This is a genomic window from Bradyrhizobium algeriense (genome assembly GCF_003062295.1).
GTDB lineage: Bacteria > Pseudomonadota > Alphaproteobacteria > Rhizobiales > Xanthobacteraceae > Bradyrhizobium > Bradyrhizobium algeriense.
On record NZ_PYCN01000002.1, the window covers coordinates 110,951 to 126,656 of the forward strand.

General features: G+C 64.0%; 16 protein-coding genes. 7 read left to right on the forward strand and 9 right to left on the reverse strand.

All coding sequences use genetic code 11. The features are described 5' to 3' along the window. Positions 1-20 precede the first annotated feature (20 nt). The 6 genes from C7G61_RS04735 to C7G61_RS04760 form a co-directional block, all read right to left on the reverse strand. Entirely contained in the window at positions 21-809 is a 789-nt protein-coding gene (locus tag C7G61_RS04735; protein ID WP_108512944.1) for a molecular chaperone TorD family protein, read from the reverse strand. A gap of 130 nt (positions 810-939) precedes the next feature. Further along, on the reverse strand, positions 940-1,644 hold the full coding sequence (locus C7G61_RS04740; RefSeq protein WP_108512945.1) for a DUF3306 domain-containing protein: 705 nt from the start codon (positions 1,642-1,644) through the stop codon (positions 940-942). Next, positions 1,641-2,153, reverse strand: coding sequence for a DUF3305 domain-containing protein (locus C7G61_RS04745; RefSeq protein ID WP_108513441.1), 513 nt, complete (start codon positions 2,151-2,153; stop codon positions 1,641-1,643). Before C7G61_RS04745 ends, C7G61_RS04740 begins: the two co-directional genes overlap by 4 nt. A gap of 28 nt (positions 2,154-2,181) precedes the next feature. Beyond that, a complete protein-coding gene (locus C7G61_RS04750; protein ID WP_108512946.1) occupies positions 2,182-3,204 on the reverse strand; it encodes a DUF6352 family protein in 1,023 nt (340 codons plus the stop codon). Beyond that, complete coding sequence (locus tag C7G61_RS04755) at positions 3,201-3,776, reverse strand: DUF6505 family protein (RefSeq protein ID WP_108513442.1); 576 nt, start codon at positions 3,774-3,776, stop codon at positions 3,201-3,203. The genes C7G61_RS04750 and C7G61_RS04755 overlap by 4 nt, the downstream gene beginning before the upstream one ends. A gap of 7 nt (positions 3,777-3,783) precedes the next feature. Beyond that, positions 3,784-4,518, reverse strand: coding sequence for a biotin/lipoate--protein ligase family protein (locus C7G61_RS04760; protein ID WP_108512947.1), 735 nt, complete (start codon positions 4,516-4,518; stop codon positions 3,784-3,786). Between the two features lie 236 nt (positions 4,519-4,754). On the opposite strand from C7G61_RS04760, the gene C7G61_RS04765 reads away from it, so the two are divergent. Further along, positions 4,755-6,743 (forward strand): 4Fe-4S binding protein, encoded by a 1,989-nt coding sequence (locus tag C7G61_RS04765; protein WP_244608127.1) that lies wholly within the window; start codon positions 4,755-4,757, stop codon positions 6,741-6,743. 7 nt (positions 6,744-6,750) lie between these two features. Next, positions 6,751-7,602 carry an Mrp/NBP35 family ATP-binding protein gene (locus tag C7G61_RS04770; RefSeq protein ID WP_108513443.1) on the forward strand — a complete coding sequence of 284 codons (852 nt, stop codon included), beginning with the start codon at positions 6,751-6,753 and terminating at the stop codon, positions 7,600-7,602. Positions 7,603-7,617: 15 nt separating this feature from the next. Here C7G61_RS04770 and C7G61_RS04775 read toward each other — a convergent pair whose 3' ends face one another. The 3 genes from C7G61_RS04775 to C7G61_RS04785 all read right to left on the reverse strand — a co-directional run bounded on the left by C7G61_RS04775 (position 7,618) and on the right by C7G61_RS04785 (position 9,660). Next, positions 7,618-7,839 (reverse strand): hypothetical protein, encoded by a 222-nt coding sequence (locus C7G61_RS04775; RefSeq protein WP_108512949.1) that lies wholly within the window; start codon positions 7,837-7,839, stop codon positions 7,618-7,620. Between the two features lie 61 nt (positions 7,840-7,900). After that, positions 7,901-8,926, reverse strand: a complete 1,026-nt coding sequence (locus C7G61_RS04780; RefSeq protein WP_108512950.1) for a histone deacetylase family protein — start codon at positions 8,924-8,926, stop codon at positions 7,901-7,903. Then, a complete protein-coding gene (locus C7G61_RS04785) occupies positions 8,923-9,660 on the reverse strand; it encodes a GntR family transcriptional regulator (protein ID WP_244608128.1) in 738 nt (245 codons plus the stop codon). The genes C7G61_RS04780 and C7G61_RS04785 overlap by 4 nt, the downstream gene beginning before the upstream one ends. A gap of 128 nt (positions 9,661-9,788) precedes the next feature. Here C7G61_RS04785 and C7G61_RS04790 point away from each other — a divergent pair, with 128 nt between their 5' ends. The 5 genes from C7G61_RS04790 to C7G61_RS04810 all read left to right on the forward strand — a co-directional run bounded on the left by C7G61_RS04790 (position 9,789) and on the right by C7G61_RS04810 (position 15,693). Next, a complete protein-coding gene (locus tag C7G61_RS04790; RefSeq protein WP_108512952.1) occupies positions 9,789-10,580 on the forward strand; it encodes a class II aldolase/adducin family protein in 792 nt (263 codons plus the stop codon). A 69-nt stretch (positions 10,581-10,649) separates the two neighbouring features. Beyond that, on the forward strand, positions 10,650-12,203 hold the full coding sequence (locus tag C7G61_RS04795; RefSeq protein ID WP_108512953.1) for an ABC transporter substrate-binding protein: 1,554 nt from the start codon (positions 10,650-10,652) through the stop codon (positions 12,201-12,203). Between the two features lie 72 nt (positions 12,204-12,275). After that, positions 12,276-13,247: an ABC transporter permease gene (locus tag C7G61_RS04800; protein ID WP_108512954.1), complete on the forward strand. Its 972-nt coding sequence runs from the start codon at positions 12,276-12,278 to the stop codon at positions 13,245-13,247. Then, positions 13,244-14,083, forward strand: coding sequence for an ABC transporter permease (locus tag C7G61_RS04805; RefSeq protein ID WP_108512955.1), 840 nt, complete (start codon positions 13,244-13,246; stop codon positions 14,081-14,083). Before C7G61_RS04800 ends, C7G61_RS04805 begins: the two co-directional genes overlap by 4 nt. A 2-nt stretch (positions 14,084-14,085) precedes the next feature. Next, complete coding sequence (locus C7G61_RS04810) at positions 14,086-15,693, forward strand: ABC transporter ATP-binding protein (RefSeq protein ID WP_108512956.1); 1,608 nt, start codon at positions 14,086-14,088, stop codon at positions 15,691-15,693. Positions 15,694-15,706: the final 13 nt, after the last annotated feature.

Below are 15,706 nucleotides of genomic sequence, written 5' to 3' on the forward strand. Positions count from 1 at the left end.
TTTCGCGTTGCCTATCGCCGTCACTCGGACAGCGTGAAGGCCTCCGATTCCAATTCCATGAAGACACGGCCGACGCGGCCGACGGCGCGGTAGAAGCGCGCCGATTGCGACATTTCCAGATCGGCGAACATCCGCGCCGCCCACGGCTTGAGATGCCGTTCGAAGAAGCGCGCCTGTTCGGCGAACTCAGCCTCGAAGTCGCCGCGTGCGAGGCCGGCCATGACTTCGAGCAAAATAGCGATGTGATCTTCCGGCTCGCGCGAGGTGCCCGCGCGCTCGATCCCGAGCCCGCGCAGATCCTCGCGCACCCGCGCCAGTGGACGCTCGTGAAGAAAGCCGGTCAGATAGTAGGAGGCATAGGGAAGCAGTTCGCCGCGGCCGAGCCCGATGAAGAGATCGAAGAACTCCTTGCTGACGGCGCGGTCGTCCGTCGCGGCAGCAGCGGCGGCGAGTTCCACATGCGCCATGCCGAGTTCGGAACCATCGCCCTTCAGCGTTGCAACGCGCTTGAGCGTCTCGGCATCGGGCGCCTTGCCGAGCAGCAGCGACAGCAGGCCGTATTCCGCGGCGCGCAGTTGATCGATCTCGTCGATTTCGGGCTTCGACGTCACCTGGTCCTCGGACTGTCCATAGAGATCGGGACGAAGAACGAATCGATTGACCCGCGTCAGCGCTTCGACGGCGAGAACCCGCTCGGCGGGAATGCGCGACCACGCCGAGACGGAGGGCTGCGCAATGCCAATCCCTCGCGCCAGCGATGCAACGCCACCCGCTGCCCTGATTGCTAGTTCCAGACCGGTGTCACGCATGGTGCTACCGATTTCTCCCCGCCCACTCGCGCCCCACCCGTGTCCCTCGGGCGTACAAACTTAGAACTGGAATTATTCCAAGCTGGGAATCTGTATCATAAGCTTTGCCTATTTCCGCAAATACTTTTGTCTAAACAATCGGTTTCGCGGTGCCATGACGTCGCACGGACTGCTGCGGTGCAGCAGGCTTTGCCTGTTGGAACCCGACGGTCTGCGCGGGTTCCCCGGCACCGCTTTCGGCCTTTGAAATGGCTTCCGTTTCCGCCGCCGGCTCACCGGACCGTTCGAGAGGCTGCACCGCAAGATCTTCCTGTTCTTTTGCCGATAGGTCGCGTGCGGGCGGCTCTACCGGTGAACGTGCCGTCTCATCGCCGGAATTTGCGTCAAAATTTATCGGTTCGGCTGCGGGTTCGCCCATGATCTGCGACACCAGCCGCGCCACGTCGACACCTGCGCCGAGTTCGCCGCCGCCGGGAACCCCGCCCGGCGTATTCCAGTCATAGGCGTATTCGAGCGCCGGATTGACGTAATTGCGAATCGCGGGATCCAGCGCCCAGGATTTTTGCAAGGCCGCATTCCGCAAATGTTCGGGAACGCCTTTGCGAAGAAATGCCGTGATGTCGGTGTTTCCCGTCAGCTCCTCGAGCTTTGGCAAGGACGACAGATCGAATTCCGGCGTGACGTCTTCGCCTTGCGGTGCGGGCGAGCCTGACGATTCGACGCTTTCGGCAGCCGGCGCGTCCGGCTGCGGCTCCGGCTGTTTTGCCTCCTGCTTGCGCTGCGACCATCGCGCCAGAAAGCCCTTGTCACGATCGGCTTCGTCCGGACCACTCATGTGCGTCCCGTTCCCTCATCCGGCCGGCCGCCCGGCACGCGCGGCCGATCGCCGCTCGCGCGATCCCGCTTGCGCTTGTGGAACACGCGCTCGACATGGAATCGATCGACAAAGGCGGCAATCCATGACGCGATCTCGGGCGGCATCGGCACCGTACCAATCACGTCGCAGCCGCTTTCGAACATCGCCTCCCCTTCGGTCGGGTCAGCCGTTACTTTGGTCAGCTCTAGCTCGGCGCCGCCGTCCTGACGGCGCAATGCCACCCAGATGCGCGGCGCGCCATCGGCAAGGTTATCACGATAATTCGCCGTTTCCGCGCTGAACAGATCGATGCTCGCCGAGCCCGCGTAATAGGTCGTCGCATCGGCCTCGGTGGACAGCGCAGTCCACGGCGCCGTTGACGGCACCTCGTCCAAGATCATCACCGGCGACCACAACTGGTCGATCCAGGGATTGTCGATCGAACGGCGTCGCACCACCACGCCGACCTCGCGGGATGCTTCAGTCATTGCCATTCCCGATCCTCCCTTCGGTGGATCATGTGACATTCGCGGCCGCCGCAAGCGGCAACCCGGCGACCAGATTTTGCGGCTTTAATCGCACCACCTTGTCCGCGCCCATGGCGAGGATAAGGTAGACCGGCTTGTCGCCAACGCGCTCATCCACCAGCCGCGCATCTTCGAAGCCCAGGCGCATCAAGGCCACGATGCGCTCGGCAACACCTCCCTCCAGCCGCTCGCCGCGCCACAGCGCATTGCCGATCCGCGTCGCATCGCTGTCGAGGCCGACGAACCAGCGCCAGTCGCGATCCTCGATCGAGGCGATGGTTTCGACGCTGACTGTAATGCCGAGCAGGTGGCCGATCCATCGCTCGATGACCCGGCACAGCCCGGCGCGCGCCTTGGCATTGCCGCCGAGATTCATGGCCATCGCGTGCGCGTCCGATCGCGACCAGTAGGTCCAGGCGTTTTCGTCGTCCATCACGTCCATCTCGCCAAAGGACTTCGGCTGTTGCAGCATGACCGTGAGCGGCGATGAATGCAGGTCGTGCTGGGCATGCTGCTCCGCCTCGATCACCTCCGCATCGGCCAGCAGCAGCGTGCCGTCGTGAACGGCGGCCAGTTGGCTGCGATAGAACAGCTCCGCTGCGCGCAATATATAAGGGTCCTCGCAGCCTTCGAGTGCGTTGCGCAGGATCAGGTGGCACAGTTGCGACAGAAAGATCGGCGGGAGGTCGCCGGCCCCTTTTCGGGCCAGCGCGACATAAACCGCCTCCAGCGATGGCGCCGCCATCAGCTGGTCGCGGAAATTCATCATGAAGGACCAGTTTTCGCGCGCGTCGGCATCGGCAAGCCGGGCGATGTCCGTGCCCGACACCGGGCGCAGCGGATCGACCATCAGGCTCGCATGCAGATCGCGCTCGGCCTCGCAGGCATCCGCCGGCGGCATCAATTCAGGCCGCGCCAGATAGGCCATGATGAGTTCAGGCGTCGCCACCAGCCCGCCGTGATCGGCGCGGCGCGTGAGGTGATGGCCCGAGGCGACCCAGAATTCTCTCATGTGCGATCCGTCGTGTTGCGATCGGTCCTGATCAGCCCGAGAAGATCGACTTCTTCGGCAGGTTCGACATCGCCTTCGACCTCATGAAAGGTAAAGGCGCTGGCATGCGCGTGCAACCGGTCGGCATCTGCGGCAACCGGGCGCGGCTTGAGGGTTCGAAAGCGTTCGCGGATTTCGCCGTTTTCGACGCTGCGCTGCACGGCGAGCAGCGTCTGCGGCGGGTGTTCGCACAGCGAGCCTGCGAACGCGATCTCCTCCTCGGCGGCAAGGCGCGCGGCATCTATGTCAGGCGCCCCGAATTTCTCCATCAACTGCCCTGCGAGCCGCTCGATCATCGCCTCCCGCTCTGCTTCGGTGGCTTCGGTGACGATGGCAAGCGTCGACCATCCGAGACTGTCGATCCCGAGAAAGCCCGAACGCAGCGCCACGCGCTGCTTCTGGCCGAGCGTCGTCGGATCCCGGTTCCAGAACACGAACGCGCCGGAAACCGCCCATTCCCCGGGTTCGGCTGCCCGCTCGAAGACGAACGTATCCGATGGGTCCAGCCTGATGGTTCGCGGAAACTTCAACATGTCCGCCTCATCCGAATTTCGGACCGCGCGCCTGCGGATCATACCAAGTGGCGCGTCCAAGCGCATCCACAAGACTGCTCCGCTCCGGCGCTCCGTTACCGGCAGGCGCGCTGACCAGAAGATCGCCGTTGACGTCGATGCCGCGGCGCTCGCCGGCCTTGCGCTTGGGAAGCCGCTCCAGATAGTCCCGCGCGATCGCCTCGAAGCCGTGCTCTTTCCAGCGGTCGAAGGCGGTCATCAGGTGGCGGCTGAAGCTCTCGATGATCGCATCGGTATCGACCATCTCGAAACCTTCGCTGAGCAAGGACACGCCCGAGGCCGCCTGCACCTCCGGGACATGCGCCATGTCGGCCGCACGCAGGATCACGCCGAAAACGAGCCATGCGGGTATGTCCTCTTCGGTGCATTCGGCCGGCCAGCCCAGCCTTGCGCCGCCGAGCAATCCCGCGTCGAACCTGATGGCGTCAGGCCAGTCGAACGTAACCTCCCGCTCCGGCGGACAATGGGCGGCAATCGCGTCCCCCAGCGCGTTCATGCCGGCAAAGAACGCCCGCCGCGCCGAGCGGAGCGGTTCGTCGGGTTCGAGCACCACCGCGAACTCGACCAGATCGTAGCGGCGCACCCATACCAGCGTTCCAGCCCCCGCCTCGGCCGCGATCTCGCGAGCATGGGCGAAGGCGTCGCCGAGCTCGCGCAACGCGACCAAAGTATAACCGGGTGGCAAATCGAGCGTCTGTTCCATATCTGTTGGACGAACGATCACAAGCGGCTAATCCCTAGTTGCTCCACGAGCCGCGGGTGTATGCTATTATGCGCAGGCTGGCCACGCGAGCGGCCTTTGTATCTTGCAGATATCCGTCCGAGCGGTTACCGCAGAACCGTAGGACGAAGCAACAACCCGTTGATGCTCCGGGTTCAAGGTATTTCAAAATGAGTGCGGCGGCGTCTCGCCTCCTGATTTGCAGTTGCGAGAAGACCATGCCGCTCGATGCGGCAGCGATCGGTCGTGGCTGCACGGCCAGAATCACGCAGGCAAACCAGCTTTGCGGTCTCGAACTCGACCGCTTCAAGGAGGCGCTCGCCGACGGCGCGCCGATCACGGTTGCCTGTACCCAGGAGGCTCCGCTGTTTCGGGAAGTCGCCGAAAGCTCCCCGCAAGCCGAGCTCACCTTCGTCAACATCCGCGAGACCGGCGGCTGGTCGAAGGATGCCGCGGCAGCCGGTCCGAAAGCGGCCGCACTGATTGCCGCTGCGGGCGAAGACATGCCGCCGATCTCGCTGGTCACGCTCGAGAGCAGCGGCGTCGCGCTGATCTATGGCCGCGACGAGATTGCCATCGAGGCGGCGCAGCGTCTCGCCGACCGCTTGGACATCACCGTGCTTCTGACCAGGCCCGGCGACGTCGCCCCGCGCCGCACGAACGAATTTCCCGTGCTCAAGGGCACGATCCGCAATGCAAGCGGACATCTCGGGCATTTCGAGCTTGCGATCGACGATTACGCGCTGCCCTCTCCCTCTTCGCGCGCAAAGCTCGTGTTCGGGCCTTCGCGCAACGGCGCCACTTCCACCTGCGATCTGATCCTCGATCTCTCGGGCGGCACACCGCTGTTTCCCGCGCATGAACTGCGCCCCGGCTATCTGCGCGCCGATCCGCGCGACCGCGCCGCCGTCGAGCGCGCGATCGCGGATGCCGGCGGCCTGGTCGGAACCTTCGACAAGCCGCGCTTTGTCAATTTCGAGCCGTCGCTGTGCGCGCATTCGCGCTCGTCCATCACCGGATGCACGCGCTGTCTCGATCTGTGTCCGACCGGCGCGATCACGCCGAACGGGAATGCAGTCGCGATCGACGCCAATGTGTGCGCAGGCTGCGGCTCTTGCGCATCCGTATGCCCGACCGGCGCGGCCTCCTACGCGCTACCAAGCGCGGACGCGCTGATGCGCCGGCTGCGGACGCTGCTGCAGACTTACCGCAAGGCTGGCGGAAGCGACGCCGTAGTATTGTTCCACGACGGCGAGCACGGCGAGGACATCATCGATGCCCTGGCGCGGTTCGGCGAAGGCTTGCCGGCCAATGTACTGCCGCTGCGCGTCAACGAAGTAACCCAGGTCGGTCCGGAACTCCTCGCGTCCGTCTTTGCCTATGGCGGCAGCGGCGTCGCGCTGCTCACGCGCGCCAGGCCCCGCCACGACATCACGGCACTCCGCCGCGCGGTCGAAACCTCGGATCGCGTCCTTGGCGCGCTGGGTTTCGGCACCGGCATCATTCAGACCATCGAAACCGACGATCCGGACCAACTGCGCGCCATGCTGGATGCCGCGCCTCGCGGGGTCGCCACGCAAAGGCCCGCCGGCTTCATGCCGCGGGGCGCGAAACGCGGCGTGCTCGAAACAACGTTTCGCGAGCTTCATCTCGCCGCGCCCACGCCGGTCGATGTCGTACCGCTGGCGCCGGGCGCGCCCTTCGGCACCGTGAAGCTGGATGTCGACGGCTGCACGCTGTGCCATGCCTGCGTCACCGCCTGCCCGACGGGCGCGCTATCCGATAACCCTGACCGCGCGATGCTTCGGTTCACCGAAAGCCTCTGCGTGCAATGCGGGCTCTGCGAATCCACCTGCCCCGAGAAGGTCATCAGCATTGAACCGCGCCTCGACTTCCAGGCCTGGAATGCGCCGCTGCGCGTACTGAAGGAAGAAGAGCCGTTCAACTGCATCGCCTGCGGCAAACCCTTCGGCACCAAGAGCTCGATCGACCGCGTGCTCGCAAAACTCGGCGAAAAGCACTGGATGTTCCAGGGCGCCAACGCCAGGCGGCTCGACGTCATCAAGATGTGCGCAGATTGCCGCGTCGAAGCCGTGGTGAACGAAAGTTTTGACCCGCATGCGGCACCGCAACGCCCGCCGGTGATGTCGACGGAAGATTATCTGCGCGCGCGCAATGTGAAAAAGGACGATCCTCTTGGATCGTGAGCAGCCCGTGTCCGCCACTTCTCCAGATCTCAAGGCCCACGCGACCTCGAAAGCCGCCGGCATTCCCGGCGTCAAGCACGTCATCGCGGTCGCCTCCGGCAAGGGCGGCGTCGGCAAATCCACCACCTCCTGCAACCTCGCGCTCGGCTTCGCCACGCTCGGACTGAAGACCGGCATTCTCGACGCCGATATATATGGTCCGTCGCAACAAAAACTGTTCGGACTGCGCGGCAAACCGCGGCAGCTCGGCCCGCGCATGCTGGAACCGATGGAGCGTTTTGGCGTCAAGGTGATGTCGATCGGCTTTCTGGTCGAGGAAGACAACGCCATGATCTGGCGCGGACCGATGGTGATCTCGGCGATCACACAGATGCTCCGCGAGGTGGCATGGGACGACCTCGATATTCTCGTCGTCGACCTGCCACCCGGCACCGGCGACGCGCAGCTCACCATGGCGCAGCAGGCGCCGCTGGCCGGCGCGATCATCGTCTCGACGCCGCAGGACATCGCCCTGATCGACGCGCGGCGCGGCATCGCGATGTTTCAGAAGGTCAGCATTCCGATCCTGGGCCTGATCGAAAACATGTCGAGCTTCTGCTGCCCGACCTGCAACCACGTCACACCGATATTCGGCCACGGCGGCGCGCGGACGGAAGCCGAAAGCCGCGGCATTCCCTATCTCGGCGAGATCCCGCTCGATATCCAGATCCGCCAGACCTCCGACGACGGCCGCCCGATCGTCGCCGTCGAGCCCGACGGCGTCCATGCGAAGCACTATATCGGCATGGCACGCGAGATCTGGACCACGATCGTCACCGGCGCGGCACACCGGCCCCCGCCGCGCATCGTCATCGAATAGAGGCGACCCGGCGACTCATGGGCTCATAAAGATCGCACTGATCTGCTCGGCGCCGCCGACAAGCCCAAGCGCGTGCAGTTCATCGCGGTGCAGATCGACAACGAGAATCGCCAGGATCGCGAAAAGAGCCGTGGCGACGACCACAAGAAATCGCGCGGCCGATGTATCAGTTGCCTCGCCTTGCGCGGCTGTCCGATCCCAGAGCGGTGCCATGAGCGCCAGCAAGGCATAGAGCATTGCGACCTCTTTTCTTGCGTCGTGCTCAGGCAGCGTAGTCTGGCCCTTGACCAATGTCGAGCTAACGGGCCTCTTCGAAGCCGCCGAGTGCCGCGGTAAGATTGGCGCCGAGGATATCCGAGAGATAGCCACCTTCCTGCACGAAAACGGTCGGTAGGCCCAATCGGGCGATCGCGGCGCCGATGCGCCGGAAGCCGGCCGTCGTCACCGCAAGGCCGGCGAGCGGATCGTGCTCGGAGGCATCGAGACCGAGCGCCACCACGAGGGCGCCGGGTGCAAATGCGCGGATGGTTTTTTCTGCCTCGCCCATCGCCTTTATATAGTCGTCGTCCCCGGTGCCCCTCGGCAGCGGAATGTTCAGATTGGCGCCGAGGCCGGGGCCGGCGCCGCGCTCATGCGCATATCCCCACACATAGGGATAGAAGAAGACGGGATCGGCATGGATCGAAACCGTGAGCACGTCGGGCCGCTCGTAGAAGATGCCCTGCGTGCCGTTGCCATGATGCACGTCGACATCGAGAATCGCGACTCGCTCGTGCTTCAGTTTAAGTTGAGCCGCCGCGACTGCACTGTTGTTAAGAAAGCAGAATCCGCCCGCGAGATCGCTGTAGGCATGATGACCGGGCGGCCGGCAGAGCGCGTAGGCCGCGCCTTCACCGTCCATCACGAGCTGGGCAGCCGTGGTCGCAACATCGGTCGCCGCACAGGCCGCAGCCCAGGTGCCGGGACCGATCGGGCACGCCGTGTCGGCCGCGTGCCAGCCAAGGCGGCCGACAATATGCGTCGGGTAAGTGGCGGCATTGCGGACCGGATGCACATTGGCAATCATCTCAGGGCCTGAATCGCCAAGCGCGCTCCAGGCATCCCATGCTTCCTCGAGGAAACGAAGATATTCGGGACTATGTACTCGCGCTCGGGGTCCCTGACCGAAAACAGTCGGCGCGATCAAATCGTGCTTGCCGGCTTTCAATCCCGCCAGCAAACGATCGGCGCGTTCCGGCTGCTCGGTGGTGCGCTGGACCACGCCGCGCACCAGGAAGAATTGCGGATCGTGGCTGCGGTGCAGTTCGGTATAGACGGCCTTCACACGGTTACTCCGTTGGTTGGAATTAGAATCCCGCTCGGTGATGCAGCATTGCCGGCGGGCGGCGTAAGCTCCCGCACCAGTTTGCCGACCTCGCGCCAGGCGTGACCGATATGGTGATCGACATGCGCGGTGATGCGTTCGGGGTGCCCGGCCTCGATGGCCGCAAGCAGCGGCTCGTGCGTCCGCGCGATCTCATGCGGATCGTCGTACAGGCGGCCGATCAGCCCGATCACCATGCGCAGCTCCGCCGCGAGATCATCGAACAGCCGCAGCAGGCGACTGTTGTCCGCGATTTCGAAGATCAGCCGGTGAAAGCGATAATCCTCTTCCACCTGGCGTGCCGGATCGTCGAGATCGGCGGTCTTGTGCAGAATATCGAGTTGCCGCCGTAAGGCGTCGCGCGCGTCGCTCGTCAGATTCCGCGCCGCCAGCACGCCGGCGTGGCGCTCAATGCAAAGCCGCAGATCATAGATCTCGTCGATGTTTTTGATTTCGAGCTTGCGCACGAAAAAGCCGTGCCGCGGCTTCGCCACCAGCAGCCCCTGCTTCTCCAATAGCCGCGCCGCTTCCCGTACCGGCGCGCGGCTGATGCCCAATTCGCGGGCAATGCCCGCTTCCACCACTTTTGAACCGGGCGGCAGGCGGCCCTGAACGACAGCCTGGGTCAGGATGCGAGCGACCTGGCCGACCAGATCGCTGTCCGCAACTGCCGGTAATCCAACAGGAAGAGACATAGGTCGCATTGGCTAAACCCGCGTCAGTCTGTGTATATTTTTTAATCGTCGATTGTCGACAGTTTAGTCTTGCCCTAATGTCACGCCCCACGCAAGCTGAAAACGTTGAACGTGGGCAGAAGGCAGAAATGACAAGTGCAGCGCAAAACACCGCAAAGGCATGGCCGGCGGCGGTGGAAGACCAGACCCTCCAAATCCGGATCGACCTCGCGGCGGCCTACCGGCTGATTCACCGGCTTGGTCTCGACGACAGCATCTACACCCACATCTCCGCCCGGCTTCCGGGCCGGCAAGACCGCTTCCTCATCAACCCCTACGGCCTGCGCTTCGAAGAAGTCACGGCGTCCAACCTGGTGACGGTCGACCTCGACGGCAACGTCATCGATGACCCCATGGGCCTCGGCATCAACCCGGCTGGCTTCACGATTCACAGTGCGATCCATGCCGCGCGGCATGACGCGATCTGCGTCCTGCACACGCACACAGTGGCCGGCATCGCTGTTGCCAGCCAGAAGCGGGGCCTGCTGCCGCTCAATCAATGGTCGCTGCAGTTTACCGACTGCCTCGCCTATCACGACTACGAAGGCATCGCGCTCGATCTCGATGAGCGTTCGCGCCTTGTCGCGGATCTCGGCGACAAGTTCGTGATGGTGCTGCGCAACCACGGCATGCTGACCTGCGGGCGCTCCGTCGCCGAGGCCTTCAAGCTGATGCACAATCTGGAACGCTCCTGCCGCGCCCAGCTCGCCGTGCAGTCGTCCGGCGCCGAGATCATCGAGCTATCAGCTGCAGTGGCCCGCAAGACGGCCGGCCAATACGCCAGCTTCTACGACGCAATCGAAACCAATGGCGTGCCCGACAGCGAATGGGCCGCCTTCAAGCGGATGCTTGAACGTACCGATCCGGATTTTGCGAACTGACAAACGCAACAAACGCAACGCTCAACCCGGTAGCGCACCGGCCAGCCTTTTTTTGAACGAGGTAAGGTAATGTCCAAGCGAAAATTATTGATGAGCTTTGCCGCCCTTTGCATGCTGAGCACCGCAGCAGTGGCCGAGGGACCGAAGGCAGGCGGCGTGGTCAATGCCGTGATTCAACCGGAGCCGCCGAGCCTCATGGTCGGCCTGGTCCAGAACGGCCCGACGCAGATGGTGGCCGGCAACATCTATGAAGGCCTGTTGCGCTACAGTTCCAAACTGGATCCCCTGCCCGGCCTCGCCGAGAGCTGGACCGTCAGCGAGGACGGCAAGACCTACACGTTCAAACTCGTAAAGGGCGTGACCTGGCACGACGGCAAGCCGTTCACGGCAGCAGACGTCCTGTTCTCGATCGAATTCCTCAAGCAGACCCACGCGCGCGCCCGCGGCAATCTGGTGCAGCTCGACAAGGTCGAGGCATCAGATGAATCGACGGTCGTCTTCACGCTGAAGCAGCCGTTCGGCCCCTTCATCGGAATCTTCGAGGTCGGCTCGCTGCCGATGATTCCGAAGCACATCTATGAAGGCACCGATTTCAAAACCAACCCGGCCAACAACACGCCTGTCGGCACCGGCCCCTTCATGTTCAAGGAATGGCAGAAAGGCTCGTTCATCCGCCTGGTCAAGAATCCGAACTACCACATCAAGGGCAAGCCCAATATCGACGAGATCTATTGGCACGTGATTCCCGACGCGGCCGCGCGTTCGGTGGCCTACGAAACCGGCAAGGTCGACGTGCTGCCCGGCGGCTCGGTGGAAAATTTCGACGTGCCGCGCCTGAGCAAGCTCAAGAACACCTGCGTCACCGGTGCGGGCTGGGAGTTCTTCAGCCCGCATTCCTGGCTCTGGCTCAACAACCGCTCAGGGCCGACCGCGAACAAGAAGTTCCGCCAGGCGCTGATGTTTGCAATCGATCGCAACATGGCCAAGGACGTGGTCTGGAACGGCCTCGGCAAGGTCGCGACCGGGCCGTCGGGCTCCGCGATCAAGTACTACACAAGCGCGGTGCCGAAATACGATTACGATCCGGCCAAGGCGAAGGCGCTGCTCAAGGAAGCCGGCTACACCGGCGAGAAGCTTCGCTTGCTGCCCTTGCCCTATGGCGAGACGTGGCAGCGCTGGGCCGAAATGGTTCGCCAGAACCTGCAGGACGTCGGGATCAACGTCGAGATGGTCGCTACCGACGTCCCCGGCTGGAATCAAAAAGTCAGCGAGTGGGACTACGACATCGCCTTTACCTATCTCTATCAGTACGGCGATCCCGCACTCGGCGTCGGTCGCAACTATATCTCCAGCCAGATCGCCAAGGGCTCGCCGTTCAACAATGCCGAAGGCTATTCGAATCCCGAGATCGACAAGCTGTTCGCCGAAGGCGCGGTCGCCTTCCCCGATGCGGCGCGCGCGGAGATCTACGCCAAGGCCCAGAAGATCCTCGTCGAGGACGTGCCGGTCGCGTGGATGCTCGAGTTGCAATTCCCGACCATCACCCGCTGCAGCGTCAAGAACCTGATCACGACCGGCATCGGCGTGAACGACGGTTTCCGTGACGCATGGATCGAGAAGTAATCGCCGACCCGTCGGGCGTCAGGCCTCAGGTCTGACGTCCGGATACCGCGCCTCCAACGCAATCGACAGAACATGATTTCCTTCATCGCCCAGCGGATCGCGAAGGCCATCGTCGTCCTTCTTGCGCTCGTCGTTCTCAACTTTTTCCTGATCCGGATGGCGCCGGGCGACCCGGCGCTGGTGATGGCGGGTGAAGCGGGCGCGGGCGATCAGATTTTCCTAGCTCAACTGCGCGAGAAGTTCGGCCTCGACCAGCCGCTGCCGGTACAGCTGTTCCTGTACGTCAAAGGCATTCTCAGCCTCGATCTCGGATTCTCGTTTCGCCAGCAGATGCCGGTCGCGACCCTGATCCTGCAGCGCCTGCCGGCGACGCTGTTGCTGACGGGGACCGCGTTTGCGATCTCGCTAGCGTTCGGCATCCTGTTCGGCGCGCTGGCGGCGCGCTTTGCCGGCACCTGGGCCGACACCGCCATCACGGTGCTGGCGCTGATCTTCTATGCCACGCCCCTGTTCTGGGTCGCGCTGATGGCGATCCTCTTGTTTTCCGTCACGATGGATTGGTTGCCGAGCTTCGGCTACGAGACGGTCGGCGCAAACTATACCGGGCTCGCACACGTGCTCGATGTCGCCGCCCATCTGGTCCTGCCGGCGACGACCATCGGCCTGTTCTTCATGGCGACCTATGCCCGCATGACCCGCGCCTCGATGCTTGAGGTCAGCAGACTTGATTTCGTCAAGACCGCGCGCGCCAAGGGCTTGTCCGACTCTGTGATCCAGCGCCGCCACGTGCTGCGCAACGCCCTGTTGCCGGTAGTGACGCTCGCCGGACTGCAGGCCGGCACGCTGGTCGGCGGCGCTGTTCTCACCGAGACCGTGTTCGCATGGCCCGGCATCGGCCGCCTGATGTACGAGGCCCTGCTGCAGCGCGACTACAATCTGCTGCTCGGCGTCTTCGTCGTCTGCTCGGCGATGGTGCTGGCCTTCAACCTGATCACGGACCTCGTCTACCGCTCCGTCGATCCCCGCATCGAGTTCGCCTCATGAGACAGGTCTGGCGAATGCTGTTGCGCAATCCCGGCGGCATGATCGGCGTCGCGATCCTGACGATTGCGATCGCGGTTGCGCTGTTTGGTCCGCTGCTGTTTCCGACCTCGCCCTGGCGCATGGTGCAGCGGCCGTTCCTGCCGCCGTTCACGATGGCCAACCTGCCGCTCGGCACCGATGCGCTCGGCCGCGACGTGATGGCGGGCATCATCTACGGCGCGCGGGTTTCTCTGTTGGTCGGCCTGATCTCGACGCTGGCCTCGCTGGCGGTCGGCATCCCGCTCGGCGCCGCGGCCGGATATTTCGGCGGCAAGATCGACGATGCGCTGATGCGGTTCACTGAATTCTTCCAGACCGTCCCGAGTTTTGCGTTGGCGATCGTGCTCGTCGCCATCATGCAGCCCTCCATCGGTTCGATCGTGGCCGCCATTGCGATCGTGAGCTGGCCGCCGGTGGCGCGGCTGGTGCGCGGCGAAGTGCTGTCGCTGCGTACGCGCGAATATGTCCAGGCGGCCGTCGTGACCGGCCAGACCAACTGGTGGATCATCTGGCGCGAGATCCTGCCCAATGCGCTGTCGCCGGTCATCGTGCTGGCCTCGCTGATGGTCGCAACCGCGATCCTGCTGGAATCCTCGCTCTCCTTCCTGGGTCTCGGCGATCCCAACCTGATGTCGTGGGGCTACATGGTCGGCGCGGGCCGCACCGTGATCCGACAGGCCTGGTGGATCACGGTATTCCCCGGCATCGCCATCCTTGTTTCGGTGCTGGCGCTGAACCTGATCGGTGAAGGCCTCAACGACGCGCTCAACCCCCGCCTCGCCAAGGGGGGACGCTGAACATGACCGTCGTCATCAGGAACCTGAAGCTGGCACTGCCCCCGGGTGGCGACCGCGCGCATGCGGTGGACGATGTTTCGTTCGATCTGGCCGCCGGCAAGATCCTCTGCGTGGTCGGCGAATCCGGCTCCGGCAAGTCGATGTGCGCCCACGCACTGATGGGCCTGCTGCCGGAAACGGTGAAGTCAGAGTCCGGCGAGATTCTCTTCGACGGGAAGAACCTGCTGACGCTCAGCCCGACGGAATGGTTCGCGCTGCGCGGCCGTCGCATCGCCATGGTGTTCCAGGAGCCGATGACGGCGCTTAATCCGCTGATGCGGATCGGCGACCAGATCGCCGAAATGTTCGAGGCACATGATCTTTTGACGTCGAAGGAGCGTCGTCAAAGGGCCCTCGCCTTGATCGGCGAAGTCGGCCTGCCCGACCCCGAGCGGATCGTTCGCGCCTATCCCCATCAATTATCCGGCGGCCAGCGCCAGCGCGCCATGATCGCCATGGCGCTGGCGCTCGAACCCGCCGTGCTGGTGGCCGACGAACCGACGACGGCGCTCGATGTCACGACGCAGGCGCAGATCCTCAAGCTGATCCGCGACCTGCAGCGCCGCCGCAACATGGCCGTCATGTTCATCACCCATGATTTCGGCGTCGTCGCCGAGATCGCCGATCGCGTGGTTGTGCTTCAGCACGGCAAGGTGGTCGAACAGGGTACCGCCGACGACGTGCTGTTACGCGCCCAGCATCCCTATACCCGCGCCTTGCTTGCCGCCGTCCCCACCCTGCAGCCGCCGCAGCGGACGCCGCTGCTCGACCGCAGCAAGGCGGTGGAAGTGATCGGCCTCGGCAAGACCTACATCAGCGGCGGCGGATGGTTTCGCGCCGAACGGCGCGTGCAGGCGGCCAGGGAAGTCAGCTTCGACATCTTTCGCGGCGAGACGCTCGGTCTGGTCGGCGAATCCGGTTCGGGGAAATCGTCTGTCGCACGCCTCGTCATGCGGCTGATCGAGCCTGACGCCGGCACCGTCCGTATCGGCGACGTCGATCTCACCCGGATCAGGGGAAAGGCGCTGCGCGAACAGCGCCGCCGCATTCAGATGGTGTTCCAGGACCCGTTCGCCTCGCTCAATCCGCGCCGGAAGGTCGGCAACATCATCACGGATGGCCCGATTGCGCATGGCGTCGATCCGGCGGCGGCGCGAAAGCGGGCCGGCGAGCTGCTTAGCCTCGTCGGCCTCAATGCCGGCGCGATGGAACGCTTTCCGCATGAATTCTCCGGCGGACAGCGGCAGCGCATCGGGATAGCCCGCGCGCTGGCGCTCGACCCGGAAATCCTGGTCGCCGACGAAGCGGTCTCCGCGCTCGACGTGTCGGTGCAGGCACAGGTGCTGGATCTCCTGGAGGATTTGAAGGCCCGGCTCGGCCTGTCTATGCTGTTCATCACCCACGATTTGCGCGTGGCCGCACAGATTTGCGACCGCATCGCCGTGATGCAGCACGGCGCGATCGTTGAACTCAAATCGGCGGCCCTGCTGTTCGCCGCTCCCGAGCACGCCTACACCCGCGAATTGCTCTCGGCGGTGCCTGGTCAGACGTCATCGTCCAAGGCGGCATAACGGGACCACGAAC

Bases quoted from the DNA above. Each gene is read 5' to 3' on its own strand.
- C7G61_RS04790 (WP_108512952.1), top strand. From the start codon at position 9,789: ATGACAAGTGCAGCGCAAAACACCGCAAAGGCATGGCCGGCGGCGGTG.
- C7G61_RS04795 (WP_108512953.1), top strand. From the start codon at position 10,650: ATGTCCAAGCGAAAATTATTGATGAGCTTTGCCGCCCTTTGCATGCTG.
- C7G61_RS04805 (WP_108512955.1), top strand. From the start codon at position 13,244: ATGAGACAGGTCTGGCGAATGCTGTTGCGCAATCCCGGCGGCATGATC.
- C7G61_RS04750 (WP_108512946.1), bottom strand. From the start codon at position 3,204: ATGAGAGAATTCTGGGTCGCCTCGGGCCATCACCTCACGCGCCGCGCC.
- C7G61_RS04775 (WP_108512949.1), bottom strand. From the start codon at position 7,839: ATGCTCTATGCCTTGCTGGCGCTCATGGCACCGCTCTGGGATCGGACA.
- C7G61_RS04785 (WP_244608128.1), bottom strand. From the start codon at position 9,660: ATGTCTCTTCCTGTTGGATTACCGGCAGTTGCGGACAGCGATCTGGTC.
- C7G61_RS04760 (WP_108512947.1), bottom strand. From the start codon at position 4,518: ATGGAACAGACGCTCGATTTGCCACCCGGTTATACTTTGGTCGCGTTG.
- C7G61_RS04810 (WP_108512956.1), top strand. From the start codon at position 14,086: ATGACCGTCGTCATCAGGAACCTGAAGCTGGCACTGCCCCCGGGTGGC.
- C7G61_RS04755 (WP_108513442.1), bottom strand. From the start codon at position 3,776: ATGTTGAAGTTTCCGCGAACCATCAGGCTGGACCCATCGGATACGTTC.
- C7G61_RS04740 (WP_108512945.1), bottom strand. From the start codon at position 1,644: ATGAGTGGTCCGGACGAAGCCGATCGTGACAAGGGCTTTCTGGCGCGA.
- C7G61_RS04765 (WP_244608127.1), top strand. From the start codon at position 4,755: ATGCCGCTCGATGCGGCAGCGATCGGTCGTGGCTGCACGGCCAGAATC.
- C7G61_RS04745 (WP_108513441.1), bottom strand. From the start codon at position 2,153: ATGACTGAAGCATCCCGCGAGGTCGGCGTGGTGGTGCGACGCCGTTCG.
- C7G61_RS04800 (WP_108512954.1), top strand. From the start codon at position 12,276: ATGATTTCCTTCATCGCCCAGCGGATCGCGAAGGCCATCGTCGTCCTT.
- C7G61_RS04735 (WP_108512944.1), bottom strand. From the start codon at position 809: ATGCGTGACACCGGTCTGGAACTAGCAATCAGGGCAGCGGGTGGCGTT.